At 48.4% G+C, this 15,056-nt stretch carries 14 protein-coding genes; 8 read left to right on the top strand and 6 right to left on the bottom strand.

What is annotated here, in order from left to right:
• Window positions 1-22: 22 nt before the first annotated feature.
• Both ACZGCQ_RS10165 and secA2 read right to left on the bottom strand, forming a co-directional pair.
• Window positions 23-784, bottom strand: a complete 762-nt coding sequence (locus ACZGCQ_RS10165; protein WP_481266171.1) for an SLAP domain-containing protein — start codon at window positions 782-784, stop codon at window positions 23-25.
• A complete protein-coding gene (secA2, locus tag ACZGCQ_RS10160; protein ID WP_481266170.1) occupies window positions 768-3,131 on the bottom strand; it encodes an accessory Sec system translocase SecA2 in 2,364 nt (787 codons plus the stop codon). The genes ACZGCQ_RS10165 and secA2 overlap by 17 nt, the downstream gene beginning before the upstream one ends.
• Window positions 3,132-3,410: 279 nt before the next feature.
• Here secA2 and pgmB point away from each other — a divergent pair, with 279 nt between their 5' ends.
• The gene (pgmB, locus tag ACZGCQ_RS10155) at window positions 3,411-4,082 is read left to right on the top strand and encodes a beta-phosphoglucomutase (protein WP_481266169.1); all 672 of its coding nucleotides are present in this window, start codon (window positions 3,411-3,413) and stop codon (window positions 4,080-4,082) included.
• A 93-nt stretch (window positions 4,083-4,175) separates the two neighbouring features.
• Here pgmB and ACZGCQ_RS10150 read toward each other — a convergent pair whose 3' ends face one another.
• Entirely contained in the window at window positions 4,176-5,663 is a 1,488-nt protein-coding gene (locus tag ACZGCQ_RS10150; RefSeq protein ID WP_481266168.1) for an N-acetylmuramoyl-L-alanine amidase family protein, read from the bottom strand.
• A gap of 293 nt (window positions 5,664-5,956) precedes the next feature.
• Here ACZGCQ_RS10150 and ACZGCQ_RS10145 point away from each other — a divergent pair, with 293 nt between their 5' ends.
• The 4 genes from ACZGCQ_RS10145 (at window position 5,957) to chrA (ending at window position 9,833) form a co-directional block, all read left to right on the top strand.
• Window positions 5,957-6,358, top strand: a complete 402-nt coding sequence (locus ACZGCQ_RS10145; protein ID WP_029342544.1) for a Rok-like winged helix domain-containing protein — start codon at window positions 5,957-5,959, stop codon at window positions 6,356-6,358.
• A 59-nt stretch (window positions 6,359-6,417) separates the two neighbouring features.
• Window positions 6,418-7,461, top strand: a complete 1,044-nt coding sequence (locus ACZGCQ_RS10140; protein ID WP_058705407.1) for a glycosyltransferase family 4 protein — start codon at window positions 6,418-6,420, stop codon at window positions 7,459-7,461.
• A 64-nt stretch (window positions 7,462-7,525) separates the two neighbouring features.
• On the top strand, window positions 7,526-8,629 hold the full coding sequence (locus ACZGCQ_RS10135) for a DUF418 domain-containing protein (protein ID WP_481266167.1): 1,104 nt from the start codon (window positions 7,526-7,528) through the stop codon (window positions 8,627-8,629).
• A 52-nt stretch (window positions 8,630-8,681) separates the two neighbouring features.
• On the top strand, window positions 8,682-9,833 hold the full coding sequence (chrA, locus tag ACZGCQ_RS10130; RefSeq protein ID WP_481266166.1) for a chromate efflux transporter: 1,152 nt from the start codon (window positions 8,682-8,684) through the stop codon (window positions 9,831-9,833).
• A 62-nt stretch (window positions 9,834-9,895) separates the two neighbouring features.
• On the opposite strand, the gene ACZGCQ_RS10125 is transcribed toward chrA, so the two are convergent.
• The 3 genes from ACZGCQ_RS10125 to ACZGCQ_RS10115 form a co-directional block, all read right to left on the bottom strand.
• Window positions 9,896-10,312, bottom strand: coding sequence for a GNAT family N-acetyltransferase (locus ACZGCQ_RS10125; RefSeq protein WP_481266165.1), 417 nt, complete (start codon window positions 10,310-10,312; stop codon window positions 9,896-9,898).
• Entirely contained in the window at window positions 10,287-11,252 is a 966-nt protein-coding gene (locus ACZGCQ_RS10120; RefSeq protein ID WP_481266164.1) for an LCP family protein, read from the bottom strand. Before ACZGCQ_RS10120 ends, ACZGCQ_RS10125 begins: the two co-directional genes overlap by 26 nt.
• 135 nt (window positions 11,253-11,387) lie before the next feature.
• Window positions 11,388-12,029, bottom strand: a complete 642-nt coding sequence (locus ACZGCQ_RS10115) for a YigZ family protein (RefSeq protein ID WP_047393173.1) — start codon at window positions 12,027-12,029, stop codon at window positions 11,388-11,390.
• Between the two features lie 99 nt (window positions 12,030-12,128).
• Between ACZGCQ_RS10115 and ACZGCQ_RS10110 the strand changes: the two genes are divergently transcribed.
• The 3 genes from ACZGCQ_RS10110 (at window position 12,129) to ACZGCQ_RS10100 (ending at window position 14,973) form a co-directional block, all read left to right on the top strand.
• Window positions 12,129-13,301 (top strand): sensor histidine kinase, encoded by a 1,173-nt coding sequence (locus ACZGCQ_RS10110; protein ID WP_029342538.1) that lies wholly within the window; start codon window positions 12,129-12,131, stop codon window positions 13,299-13,301.
• Window positions 13,298-13,990 (top strand): response regulator, encoded by a 693-nt coding sequence (locus ACZGCQ_RS10105; RefSeq protein WP_029342537.1) that lies wholly within the window; start codon window positions 13,298-13,300, stop codon window positions 13,988-13,990. Before ACZGCQ_RS10110 ends, ACZGCQ_RS10105 begins: the two co-directional genes overlap by 4 nt.
• A 134-nt stretch (window positions 13,991-14,124) precedes the next feature.
• Window positions 14,125-14,973 carry a DegV family protein gene (locus tag ACZGCQ_RS10100; protein WP_481266163.1) on the top strand — a complete coding sequence of 283 codons (849 nt, stop codon included), beginning with the start codon at window positions 14,125-14,127 and terminating at the stop codon, window positions 14,971-14,973.
• The last annotated feature ends 83 nt before the right edge of the window (window positions 14,974-15,056 follow it).

The raw sequence follows: 15,056 nt of genomic DNA, 5'->3' as shown, positions 1-15,056 counted from the left end.
TCTTGTGTGCCGAGACGTTTTTTTAGGAAGAGGGAGGAAGATAACGGAGACCGAATGCCGGGACATCTGTTGCGGTGCAGGCGAAACGGAGACGAATCGCATGTTGGCTATGAGCGGGTAAGGACAATCCAGGATGGGTGACGTCTGCGAGTGGCGTCTCGCCATTCATCAGTTCGAACGTTAGCGCCTCGAGCGTCAGTGTCTGATCGCTGGCATTACGGACGAGGACGGTCGCCGTCACAGTATCCGGCTCGCGCATGATCGAGACCGGTAAGAGAGACCAGCCATCTGCTGGGGGTGTCGGATGCGAATAAGCGACTTGACGGATGATGCGTCGTTCCGATTCCGTGAAGTCATCGTCGATGAACAGCTCGGTCAGCGTCTCACTTGAGAAGACGAGCTGCAATGGCTCCGTCAACTGTTCGAGGTCGACGAAACAGTCATCTTCTTCGAACGTCAACCAGAGCGGGAGCGTCGCCATCGGAAGGATGACCGGGACTTCTTCGATACTGAGGACTTTGCGAGCGACGAGTTCGTCACCGGATAAGGCAAGGACGACAAGATCATTCAGATGGAACGACTGAGACAACGTGTTTTGGAATAAGGCGATGACGTGAAGCGGACGACGCGATAAGACTTGGAACAGATGGATCGCCATCTGATTGACCTGTAAGTCAGGTAATTGTTTTGCGACGTGACGAAAGACGTATTCATCTTCCTTGACGATTGGCATGTCCTCCGTGAAATAGAGTGGGGGACGGAACGCTTCATTCGACGTGTGCATGGTGCAGCTCTCCTTCGCTATCCTGTGTCTGTTCGGCGCGGCAGATGCCAGAAAGGACCTGTTTCTCAAAACTCGCAATGGCATATTCGAAGTAATCCATGCCTTCTCGTTCGAAGATGCGAACGGGTTGTTCTTGACCGTAACCTCGGAGGTGGATTCCTTCTTTTAAGGTGTTCATGGCTGTTAAGTGGCGCGTCCATTGCTCATCGAGTGCAAGGAGGATGAAGCGTTTGACGGTCTCTTTTTCAGCTTCGACATGGGCAACGAGCAAGGCTTCGGTGTCAGCAATCAGCGGTTCGAGTTGTCGTTTCATCTCGTCGATCGTTTCCAGTCGTTCTAACGTGACCGGTTGATGCAACAGTTGCTCGAGTTCCGTCGTGACGAGTGCCAATGGCCATTCTTCTGGGACGAGATCTTCAGAAAGCGTTTGGTCGATGATCGACGGCAGAACACGTCCGGCAAACGGTTGGACGATGTCTTCAAGTGACATCGCATCAACGATTTTGTTGCGGAGATGATAGATTGCTTGCCGTTGTTCACTGATGACTTCTTCGAGCTGGACGAGTTCATCCCGAACACTCCGATTAACGGATTCACACGTCGACTGAGCAAACTGCAATAGATCCCGGACGTCACGTGAAGCAAGTGGACCGGAAGCATCCCGTACTTTTTGTTGCACGCGTGCGAGACGGTCACGTGCAAAACGACGTGGCAGTTCATCTTCGAGCGAGAGATAAAATTGCGTTAATCCGGGATCGCCTTGACGACCTGCCCGACCGCGGAGTTGGTTATCAATTCGGATCGATTCATGACGTTCGGTTCCGATGACGAACAATCCGCCTTGTTGTTGCGCCGTTTCATCAAGCAAAATATCCGTTCCGCGACCTGCCATGTTCGTTGCGATCGTGATTCGGCCAGCTTGTCCAGCGGCGGCGATGATCCGGACTTCCTGATCGACGGTTTTTGCGTTCAGGATCTCGTAGGTGAGTTTGTGTGCATCGAGTGTCTTCGCAACGCGTAAGGACTGTTCAATCGACGAAGTACCGATCAGAACGGGTCGTCCCGTGACGTGTGCCGATTTTGTCGCAAGCGCGATCGCTTCTAATTTTTCGTCACGCGTCGCAAAGATGACGTCCTCCGCATCGATCCGGATTTTCGGACGGTTCGATGGAATCGTCACGACATCCATCCCGTACGTCTTTTGGAACTCTTCTCGTGACGTCGCCGCTGTACCCGTCATTCCTGCTACCTGATGATAGAGACGGAAGTAGTGCTGAATCGTGATTTGTGCTGTCGTCCGGTTCTCTTCCGTGACCGGGACACCTTCTTTTGCCTCAAGTGCCTGATGTAATCCGTCAGATAGACTGCGTCCTTCCATCAGACGACCAGTAAAGAGATCGACGAGTGCGATTTTTTGATCCTTGACGATATAGTCGACATCTCGTTTGAGGACGACATGAGCACGTAAAGCTTGAATGACGTAATGGAAGAGAACGGAGTGCTCAGCTGCAAACAGATGATCAATCGCAAATGCCTCTTCGATCGCCTCAATCCCATGGTCGGTCAAGGCGACCGCTTTAATCTCTTCGTCGAACGTATAATCCCGCTCGTCTTCGAACGTCTGGACGACATGACGGACGAGTTGCTGTAATCCTTCATGGACACTGTCTCGTTCCGCCATGATGAGTGGCGTTTTCGCTTCATCGATTAAAATGCTATCGACTTCGTCGATCAAGGCGAAATGAAGCGGACGTTGCAGACGTTCCGTCGGCTCCATGATCAGATGATCGCGCAGGTAATCGAACCCGAATTCAGTTCCGACACCGTATGTAATGTCTGCTGCGTAGGCAATCCGTTTTTCCTCAAACGTAGCTTCAGCGGGATTGATTCCGACCTGCAACCCTAAAAAGCGGTGAATCTGACCGATTTGCTCCGCATCGCGTTGTGCCAGATACTCATTGACGGTAATGACGTGGACACCTTTTCCGTGAAGCGCCTGAGTGAAGCTCGCGAGTGAAGCAACGAGCGTCTTTCCTTCACCGGTCGCCATCTCGGCGATTTGTCCTTCAAGTAACGCCAGACCGCCCATGAGCTGCACGTCGTAATGCCGTAAGCCAAGCGTTCGTTTACTCGCTTCTCGGACAAGGGCGAATGCCATTGGTGTGATGGCATCGATTCGTTCCCCGGCTTGTAGCCGCTCACGTAATGAGGCGGTCAATTCACGTAACGCTTGATCGGATGTTTGTTCCATTTCTCGTTCTAGGCTATTGATCGTCGTTACGATTTTTTCATAACGATGAATTCTTCGACTTTGATCATTCAACAACTGTTTGACACGTTGAAACATCTTCGTCACTCCCTCATATGCTATGAGATTCATTATAGCAGTTAAAAAATGTAAAACGAATAGTAAAGAACGAAATAAGTAAAACATTCCCTTAAAATTGAAAGCGTTATCAAAATAAACATGTTTCGCGCTTAAAAATAGAAAATCAGAAATATTTGATAACGCTTGCAAAGATTCGGAAGAACCAGTAAAATTATTCATGAGGCAAGTGCAATCGTTTGCGCAAAGTCATTCGATTTCTTGCCTTTCATGGACGATGGAAGAAAGGATGGATGTCGGATGGCACCAACGATCGAAGCGGTCATTTTTGATTTAGACGGCGTAATTACCGATACAGCAGAGTATCATTACTTAGCGTGGAAACAATTAGGAGAGGATTTGGATATCCCGTTCGACCGGGAATTCAATGAGACATTAAAAGGTGTCAGCCGGATGGATTCACTCGAGCGGATCCTTGCGCTTGGTGGAAAACAGGACGCTTTTTCAGCGGAGGAGAAGCTAGCACTCGCTGCGAAGAAGAATGAACACTATGTCACATTGATCCAACATATTTCTGAACAGGATCTTCTTCCTGGAATCACTGCATTCCTCGATGAAATCCGAAACGCTGGGCTGAAGATCGGAATGGCGTCGGCTTCTAAAAATGCGCTGATGGTCGTCGAGGCATTAAAGGTCCGACACTATTTCGATGACATCGTAGACGCTGCGACCGTTGCACAATCGAAACCACACCCTGAAGTGTTTCTCCGTGCTGCAGAAGCACTCGACGTCGAACCGAGCCATTGCATCGGTGTAGAAGATGCGACAGCTGGCATCACTGCCATCCACGCTGCCGGCATGTATGCCGTCGGAGTTGGACCGGAGTCGGCGCTCCATGAGGCAGACTATCGTGTCGATTCGACAGATTTGCTATCCCTTGAGCAAATCCTCGCTAGTCGCTCCCTTGTCTGAACCATTTCCTGATGGTGAAGGACATTCCTTGAAAGTTATGTGTATGCAAAAAGGATCGCTTCCCTGAGCGATCCTTTTTGATATGGCGTTGACTTAAAGTGAAGCGAGGATGCCGTCCGCGATCGCTTGCGCGTAGCGTGATTGATATGTCGCGTTCGTCAGTTTCGCACGATCCGCGCTGTTCGAGAGGAACCCGAGTTCCGCTAGAATCGACGGCGCTTGTGTACCGCGAATGACAGCGTAGTTCGCGTAGTGAACGCTTCGGTCGCGCATGCCAGCGTATGAGACGAGGCGTTGTTGGACGTTACGAGCGAGGTTGATCGAAGAGGCTCCTTTATAATAGAAGGTCTCTGCTCCGTATGCTTGCGTACTCGTTGAAGCATTGATATGGACACTGACGAAAGCAGTCGTTGCATGACTGTTCGCAAGGGCACTCCGCTCTCCGAGTGACGGGTAGTAGTCGTTCGTATAGCGTGACATCGTCACATCGACTTTTCCGGCAAGACGCTCGGCGACTTGTTTCGTGACAGCAAGGACGATGTCACGTTCAGCAACGCCGTAACGAACTGCACCTGCGTCGTGTCCGCCATGACCTGGGTCAAGGACGAGAAGTGGACGATTCGATGGTGCTGGTTGGAACAACGTCAGATACGTCGCATCGATATAACCGCTTTGACCACTTGCTGTCCGGACGGCGACGAACCCTTTCGTTTGATGACGTGGATTCGTGACGACGACAGGAGTACCGCGTCCAAGACGAGCGATTTGACCACTGAGCGTCGACGCACTCGCACGAAGCGCGACACTATTGCCTGACGGGATTAACACATACATCTTTGAACCACTATAATCGATGTTTCCAGTCGTCGAGGCAGGAACGGAAGTCCCTTTCTTCAGGTACGTTCCCATGACATACCCCGTTTTCCCTTGGTACTGGACTGTATGCCAGTTTGCTTTAACGGCGAGGGAATTGACGGCAGTTCCGCTTGGAATCGTCGTCAGGACTTTTCCAGATGTCGAAGGAGACGAACGGAAATTCAAGCGATCCGTCGTCGTATAGACAGTCGTTTTGGCTGGTGTGGTCACTTTCTTTAAATAAGAACCAGAAACATAACCCGTCTTATTGGCATAGGTCACTTTGTACCAATTACCAGTTTTGAAACTTGATTGTACACCGGCTCCCTTAGGAATCGTCAGTAATCGAGTAGAAGATGTCGTTGCCGCACTGCGCAAGGACAGCGCATCTGTCGTCTTATAAGACGTCTTCGTGAAAGAAGTGCCACTCTCGATTTTTTTCAGATAAGATCCGGTCACATATCCCGTCTTTCCTTTATATGACAACTTATACCAAGAGCCTTTTCGATAGCTCGACGTGACTTTCGTCGTCTTCGGGATCGTCAGCAATTTTTTAGAAGACGTCGAGTTCGAACTGCGTAGATTCAAGGCATCCGTCGTCTGATACGAGGTTTTCGTAAAGGTTGTTCCAGAAGCAGCCGATACAGTAGAAGAAGCAGAGGCGAAGCAACCGGATACCAACGAAAGTACTAGAGCGGTCCGAAGTGTTTTAGGTAATTTGCCCATTAAATTTCCAGTCTCCTTTTCGGTAAAATAATAAAGATATATATTGGATTAGTAGAACTTAAGTATTATTAAAATAGTTAAATGTAGAAATTATATGTTCCGTTTTCACTCCTTTCTGTTAATATGAGGTGTAGCCAATTTATCGGTAAGGATATGAAAATATTACAGGATAATTAAATAATTAAAGAAATTATATATTATCAAGGCAAATTATAGTTTAAAATATTTCAAAATACATACAACTGAAACATGATTGAAACATTAATGTATAAAAAAGGAAAGAGGGGCAAGGAATGGGTAACAGTGAACATATCTACCGCGAACTAATGGAAATCGAAGAGGAATACCGTCGCTTACAGCGACGTGCCGAGTATTTGATCTCGGAATTAAGCCGTGGAACGGGAGAACATTCGCAAGAAGTCGCCGTCACGCATGAACGTCCGTTAAAACAACGTCGCGTCAACCAACGTTATCCACTAGAGGTCTACGTGCACCAAATCAGCGATTTGATGCGCGAGCGTGAATCGATGACAGCACGTGACATCCAAATGGAGCTTGAATTGCGTTACCGTCACCAAATTAGTAACATCTACCAATTGATGGCGAAAGTCGAACAGGCAAACCCTGCCATCAAAAAAGTCGGGCGCGGTATCTATACATATGATCCAGCTGCTGAAGTACCGATCTTCATGTAAGAGCCGCTCGTCGGCTCTTTTTTTTTATGATATAATTCGCGCAGGAGCGTGATGTTACTATGTTATGGACTGCGTCCATCGTCTGTTTTATCGCCGCCTTACTGATCACACCCGTCGTGAAACGCTTTGCGATTGCAGTCGGTGCCGTTGACAGTCCAGACGCGCGAAAAGTACACGTCCGAATCATGCCGCGACTTGGCGGATTAGCGATCTATATCGCTTTCATGATCGGTTATTTTATCTTACAACCTTCGAGTCCGTACGCGACGCATATTTTAGTCGGTGGGTTCGTTATTATTTTGACCGGTGCACTGGATGATCGATTCCAACTCAATGCCCGTTTGAAGCTGATGGGGCAAATCGTTGCTGCCGTCATCGTCCTAAACGGTGGGATTCGGATCGAGTTCATCAATCTACCGTTCGATCAGCAGCTCTATCTTGGATGGTGGAGTGTTCCGCTGACGTTCCTTTGGGTCATCGGGATCACGAATGCTGTCAATTTGATTGATGGATTAGACGGGTTAGCAGCGGGTGTCTCAAGTATCGTCCTGTTGACATTGATCAGTCTTGCCGTCATCCAAGGAAACGTCTACGTGACGATCGTTGCGATTCTCTTACTGATGAGTACGTTCGGTTTTCTGTTTCATAACTTTTACCCAGCGAAAATCTTCATGGGTGATACCGGTGCCTTGTTCCTCGGCTATATGCTTGGTGTGTTATCACTTCTTGGGTTCAAGAACGTGACGCTGTTCTCGCTTGCCGTTCCGGTCATTTTGCTCGGGATCCCGATTTCCGATACATTGTTTGCGATCGTTCGACGGGTGTTGCAAGGAAAACCACCATTTGCGCCGGATAAGGCCCATCTGCATCACCGGCTGCTTGATCTCGGATTTACGATGCGCCAAGCCGTGCTCGTCATCTACGGACTCTGTGCCATCTTCGGGATGACGGCGATTCTGTTCTCGCAGACGAACTCGCTCGGTGCCTTGGTCTCACTCGTCATGCTGTTGCTCGTTCTTGACATTCTCGTCGAGTCACTCGGTTTGCTTGGTGAACGCTATCGACCATTGTTGAATTTGTTGGAACGTTTTACATCGAAATAACGTATATCAAAAAAGACCGCTCATATCCGTGTGAGCGGTCTTTTTTCAGAAAGGGAGTGTTGGAATGAATCAATCATTGAATCAACGCATCGTCTATTTGGATGTGTTGCGTGGTTTTGCACTATGCGGGATATTATTCGTCAACATGCCGAGTTTTCTCGGTGATCGACCGAATGCGATGATGGGCGAGATGGATCAATCGATTCGTCTCATTTTCGATCTCTTCATCCAGACGAAATTCTATACCCTGTTTAGTGTTCTGTTCGGAGCCGGTTTTTATCTGTTCATCAACCGGTTACGACAACGTGGTCTACCGATGACGATCTTCGCAAGGCGACTTGGAATTCTGCTTATCATTGGTCTTTTGCACCTGCTTGTCTGGCAAGGGGATATCTTACATACGTATGCGTTGACAGGCTTCATTTTGTTATTGTTCGCTAAAACAAAGCCGGTCACGAAGCTCTTGTTTGCGATAGCATTTCAAATCTATGCCATTTTGCTTTATCTACTTATTTTCTTTGGTGCTCGTCAATTTGGCGACGCTCCCGTCGTCGAGCTGGATAAGACACTTCAGTCGTTCGTCGCATCGCGCGATCTCCTCGGATTTTTAGCGCATCACGCGACAGTTCAATTACCGGAAGCCCTCATGAATTCCGGTGTCATTTGGCCAGAAATTCTATCACTCTTCTTAATCGGAGCCTATTTGATGGAACGCTTCAGTGCAACGCCCCCAACGAATCGTTTCCTGTGGTGGACGCTTGGGATTAGCTTATTACTGACACTTCCATCATTTGCTGGAATCTTGCAGGCGCATGCTGACGTACCAGACGGATCAATCAATCTATTTTACGTTTGGCTCTCAGGACGCACGCTTGCAATTACCTATGCTTGTGCCGTCGCGTTACTCGTTCGTACTGGACGTATGCAATGGTTTGCTGGACTGGGGCGGATGGCATTAACGAATTATTTGATGCATACACTCGTCTTTACTGTATTTGTCTTCTTCAGTGGACAACATGGAACGACACCGTTATGGCAAGGACTGTTACTCGTTTTCCTGCTTTTGATCGCACAAGGGGTTGCATCAAACAGATATCTCCAGTCTCATCCACAAGGTCCCATGGAGAAATTGTGGCGAAAAGGGACTTATGGAAAGAAAAAACGTTGAAGTTCACAAGAACTTAACATTTTTTGTGTAGAATGAAGGATGGAGGTGAAGCATGAATCGTCTAATCGAAATCTTTCTTGTATCGTTCAAGCTCGGACTGACGTCGTTCGGAGGTCCGGTCGCCCATCTCGGGTATTTTTATGAAGAATATGTCAAACGGAAAAAATGGATTGATGAGAAAGCGTATGCTGACTTAGTTGCGCTCTGTCAATTCCTCCCGGGTCCCGCTTCGAGTCAGGTCGGAATGGGAATTGGTCTGATCCGTGGAGGAGTAGCAGGGGCAATCATTTCCTTCGTCGGCTTCACGTTACCGTCGAGTATCGCTCTGATTCTATTCGCGATTCTTGCGACACAATTCGATGTCGCGGAAGCCGGATTCATTCATGGCTTGAAACTCGTCGCTGTCGCGATCGTTGCTGACGCCGTCCTTGGGATGGGAATGAAACTTGCGACAGGCGTCAAACGGATGACGTTGATGCTACTAGCGCTAGCAGGCGTACTCTTGATCGCACATCCACTGGCGCAAGTCGGTGTCTTGTTGCTCGCAGGTCTTTTTGCGTTCTTCTGGTTTAAAGAAGAGACGGAGACGGGTGGATCCCTGTCAATTCGCGTCCCACGCCTACTTAGTATCACGGCACTCGTCTTATTCTTTGTCTTACTCGCCGTCACACCGTTTCTCGCGCAATCTGCGACGGGAACCGTCCAACTGACGAGTATCATGTACAGTGCAGGTGCCCTCGTCTTTGGTGGCGGACATGTCGTCTTGCCATTCCTTGAGCAAACACTCGTACCTGGATTGATGAACACGGATACGTTCCTTGCCGGTTATGCCGCAGCACAAGCGGTACCGGGTCCACTCTTCACGTTTGCAACGTATCTCGGTACGGTCGTCTCCGGTATTTCTGGAGGAATTCTTGCAACGCTTGCCATCTTCCTACCAGGATTCCTACTCGTCATCGGTGTTTTACCGTACTGGGATCGTATTCGGAAGAATCAAGCAGTCGGACGAATATTGATTGGTGTCAATGCCGCTGTCGTCGGTATCCTACTTGCTGCTCTCTACGATCCGATCTTTACATCAAGCATCAAAAGTGGTCTTGATTTCTTGATTGCCTTCGGTTTGTTCTGTTTACTTCGTTTTTATAAACAGTCGCCGTTACGAATCGTGTTAATCGGAGCCGCTCTCGGATTCCTTTTCTTTTAAAGCGCACAAATAAGCAGCAGACATTGGTCTGCTGCTTATTTGTTTTCGCTTATACCGCTTCATCAGAGTCGAGTCAAAAAAACGAGTTCGATCCCACTACGCCACTCGCGCCGGACTTCTGAAAAGCCGAAACGATTGTAGAGCGAGAGCGCTGGCAGATTACGTGCACCGGTCATGACATGTCTTGTGTGATGTCGCTCCATCACGTGATGCAGTAAGGACTGTGCAATTCCTTGACGGAAGTATGCCGGATCAACGACGAGTCGGGTAATCGTTCCATCAGCAATCGTGACAGCACCAACAATGTCGTCATCAATGACGTAAACGAAACCGATCGGCGCTTCAACGTCGATCTCATCGATCGTTTCGCATAATGGCGGGAAATCAGTAGCGTCGAGTAATGCGGCTTCTATCTGATAAGCGCGACGTTGTACTTCCAGTAGTGACGCATGATCAGTTGCTTGGAGTGAACGAATCATCTACAGCCTCCGACGTGATGCTGTCTGTCGTTTCATCGATTGGCAAATTAAGTTGTTCCTTCAATGTCGTCTTCGCGTCAGCCAGTGATGTTGGATCGAGCTGGTAATAATAAGCGCCATTGATTTTCGCATCGGTACCTTTTAAATCAATCCGGTTGATGGAACCGATTTTTTTGATGAACGGTTGCAGTTGGAACGCTTCTGTCAACGACATGTTCGTTTTGAAGTTGTCTCCAGTAGCATCCATCAGTGTGTTTAGTTTGGTGATTGAACCGAACGATGTCGACTGATCAATGATGGCTTCGACGATCTGTTGTTGACGTTTTGTCCGACCAATATCTCCTTCAGGATCTTGATAACGCATTCGGGCATAGGCGAGTGCTTCCTCTCCGTTCAACGTCTGTTGACCCGGTTCCAATTTAACGCCATTGCGCTTATCGGATGAGTCGAGTGTATCGATTGGTAACTTGACGTCGACATCGATGCCGCCTAATGCGTCGACGATCGCGACGACACCATTGAAGTTGATCGATGCATAATAATCGATTGGAATATCGAGCAACGTCTCGACGGTTTCAATCGTTGAATCGATGCCCCCAAAGGCATAAGAGTGGTTGATTTTATCCTCGTAACCGACAGAAGGGATCTCGACGAGTGAATCACGGGGAATGCTGACCATATCCACAGTTTGATCGTCCTTGTTGAATGTCGCGACGATCATCGTATCAGCACGGGATGAGGTGTCACCAGGTCGTTCATCCGTTCCGACGAGCAGAACGGAAAAGTGATCTTTCGTCAAATCAATGGCTGCTTCTCGTTTCTCGGACTTGTCACCGCGCGCTAAATCGACATTTGCATCGTTTGCGGTCTGGAACGTCTTATACGCGACGTAAGCGAAGGTTGCACCTCCACCTACGAGCACGACCAGAAAACTGATCACGAACACTTTAAACCACGAACGTTTTTTCTTTATCTTTTTTTTATTACTTCGGGTTCGCTCTTCCACTTTTATTAACTCCTAACATTAACTGAATTTTAAAAAAACTTTAAATTTCTTTACAATCAGTATAGCAGGTCAGGAAATAATGTCACGTTCGAGGTAGCGGGTAGAGCCGCTTGACAAATCAGCTTGACCGTTCGTCATGTTCGTCATCCAGTCGAGAAAATCAGGGACATCGGCTGTCTTGACGAGAACGTCGATCTGAACCTGATCGAGGTAATGAATCTGATCAATCGGATGGACACTCGCCCGTAGTTCGTTCTCGAGCTTTCCAAGCCATGTATAGTCGACGTTGACAGAAACGACGGTATGTTCGATCCGCTCAACGACACCGACTGCGTTCAGTGCTTCAGAGACACTCGAACCATATGCTCGAATCAGTCCACCACCACCGAGCTTGATGCCGCCGAAATATCGTGTCACGACGACGACCGTATCACGCAAGTCACGCTTCTTCAAGACTTCAAGCATCGGAACACCGGCCGTTCCGCTCGGTTCACCGTCATCATTCGCTTTTTGGATCTCATTACGCTCACCGATGACATAGGCAGAGCAGTTATGGTTCGCATCGTGATGTTTTTTTTTCAGCTCGGAAATGAACGCCTGGGCTTGTTCTTCCGTCGTTGCGCGAGCTAAATAAGTGATGAATCGTGACTTTTGGATAATGATTTCGTGGAAACCGTTTTCTTTTACTGTATAATAATTAGATAATGTCATAATCAAAAATGTCCTCCTCGTTAACTAGTTCTTTCTAGCATAACGACGTTCCAAGAGAGAGACAACCGTAGACGACTGGCAAGGAATGGAGGGAGTACCATGACGAATGAGATGAGGGAGCGGCTATCCTTGAATGATATCGTACAGAACATCATCGGCGTCGTAGAAGAGAGTCGGGAGGAAATTGTCCGGATCACGGAAAGTTCTCGCGAACAATATGCCGAAATCCAGCAAGAACTGCGCGACCTGAAAATTCGGGTGCACGACTATATAAAAGAAGCAGAACGACTCGAACGCCATATCAAGGATGCGAAGGCGCGACTCGTCGTCGTCAGTAAGAACTTCGACAGCTACTCGGAACAGGATGTCCGGTCGGCCTATGAGACAGCGAACGCGTTGCAACTCGAATCGTTCATCAATCAACGAGACGAGATGAATTGCCGAAAGCGTCGTGATGAACTCGAACGCCGACTGATTCAGCTCGATGAGACGATTGAACGGGCAGATCAATTGATTGGACGTGTCTCGGTCGTCCTCAACTTCTTGACGGACGATATGCAGATGATGAATGAAAAATATGAAAAGGCGATGCAAAAACAGGAAATGGGTCTAAAAGTCTTCCAGTCCGCCGAAAATGAACGCCGCCGCTTATCGCGCGATATGCACGATGGTCCGGCACAGACGCTTGCCCACGTCTTGATTAGGGCCGATTTGATCGAGAAGATTCACCAGCATAATGGGGCAGAGGCAGCTTTTGAAGAGATTCACCGTTTGCGGACGTTGATTCGGGATGGGCTTGCCGATATCCGCCGTATCATATACGATTTACGTCCGATGACGCTTGACGATCTCGGATTCGTTCCGACGCTCGAACGTTATCTTCGCCATATTCAAGAAATTTCGAATATTCCGGTTCACTTCAATTATCTAGGAGGCGGTGAACGGATCGATTCGACGTATGAAGTTGCCGTCTTCCGAATCGTTCAAGAAGCCGTCCAAAATGCAGTAAAGCATTCCAAAGCGAGTGACATTCGTATTATCATAGAACAATATCAACATTCCGTACGAATCCACGTGAAGGATAATGGCGTTGGATTTGATTTCGATTCCATCGTCGCATCATGCGACGAGTCATTCGGACTCGTTGGTATGCGTGAACGGATCGAATTGATCGATGGTGAATTCGATATCGAGACGCAGCCCGGAAAAGGTACGGTCATCAAGGTCAAGATTCCAATCGAGGAATCCGAAGCGAGAGGGGAAACACTGTGAACAACGAGCAAGTGAAAGTAGTCATCGTCGACGATCATCAGTTATTCCGCGAAGGCGTTAAACGAATTCTTGATTTCGAAGAAGAATTCGTCGTCGTAGCGGAAGGGGAAAGCGGAGCGGAAGTCATCTCGCTCGTCGAAACCCATCAACCGGATATCGTCTTAATGGATATCAACATGCCGCAAGTCAACGGTGTTGAAGCAACAAAACGTCTGATGGAAGTCTATCCGGATGTGCGGGTCATCATCTTATCGATTCATGATGATGAGACGTATGTCATGCATGCCCTAGGTGCCGGTGCAGTCGGTTACCTCTTAAAGGAAATGGCGACGGATGAACTCGTCAATGCGATTCGTTCCGTGTACCGGGAAGGCGGATACGTCCACCCGAAAGTCACACCGAACTTATTGCAGGAATATCGTCGTTTGATGAAGATGAAACAAACGATGGCGTCACAACCTGTTGAAAAACGGGTCGCGGAAGCGCCACTTCACGTCTTGACGCGTCGCGAATGTGAAGTCTTGCAATTGTTAGCGGACGGTTTCTCGAACCGTGCGATCAGTGATACGTTATACATCAGTGAAAAGACGGTCAAGAACCATGTTTCATCGATCCTCCGGAAGATGAATGTGCCGGACCGGACCGGTGCTGTCGTCGAATCAATCCGTCGTGGATGGGTCGTCGTTTAATATCTCGAAAGACAGGAGCTCTCGCTTCCGTCTTTCTTTTTTTATCCAGTAAAAAATGCTACACTTAAAAGCGATTGTGGCGTGTCACATTTGGCAGCGTCACGACGGAACTATAAAAGCGAGGAAATTCACGGATGAGCCAGATTGTGATCTTAACGGATAGCACAGCCTATCTGCCAACTACCTATTGTGAAGAACATCAAGTGCACGTCGCACCACTTAGTGTCATCTTCGACGGTGACGCCTACCGGGAAGGGTTTGATATCTCGGTAGCGGAATTTTATGAACGCATCCAGACAGGCAGTCTCCCGACGACCTCACAACCGAACATCGGTGATCTCGTGTCGTCGTTCGAGCAGTTGCCAGAAGGAACAGATATCATCGGTATCACACTATCAAGTGGGATCAGCGGAACGTACCAAGCGTTACATACGATCAACATGATGGTGGATCATGTCAACGTCCATCCAGTCGATTCACGTATTTCCTGTATGCCGCAAGCGTTTCTCGTCCAAGAAGCCGTTCGTTTGCGAGATGCAGGAGCGACGGCAGAGACGATCGTCCAGCGTCTTGAGACATTAAAGGAACAGATTCGTGCGTATTTCGTCGTCGACGATCTCGAACACCTCCAGCGCGGAGGACGTTTGAGTGTCGCGCAGGCATTCGTCGGCTCGTTCCTGAAAATCAAGCCGGTCCTTCATTTCGTTGATGGAAAAATCGTTCCGTTTGAAAAGATTCGAACGTTTAAGCGGGCAGTCAATCGGATTGAGGAAATGATGAAGGAAGATATCAACGGTGACGGAGCAGGTTATGTCATCGGTGTCATCCATGCCGAGGATTCTGCAAAAGCAGAAACAGAGATTTCTGAACTGAAGGCACTTTTCCCGCAGGCACGCATCGAGATGAGTGTTTTTGGACCCGTCATCGGTACACACCTCGGACCAGGGGCAATCGGTGTCACATGGTATCACGCAGCAGAATAAGATAGGAGCGGAAGCAGTAGGAATTCTCTTCATGAGGATACCTGCTGCTTTTGTTTTGTCAAAATCCTCGAAATTCATGAATG

Source organism: Exiguobacterium sp. HSB13, from assembly GCF_056764755.1.
This window is presented reverse-complemented; position numbering and strand designations above follow the sequence as displayed.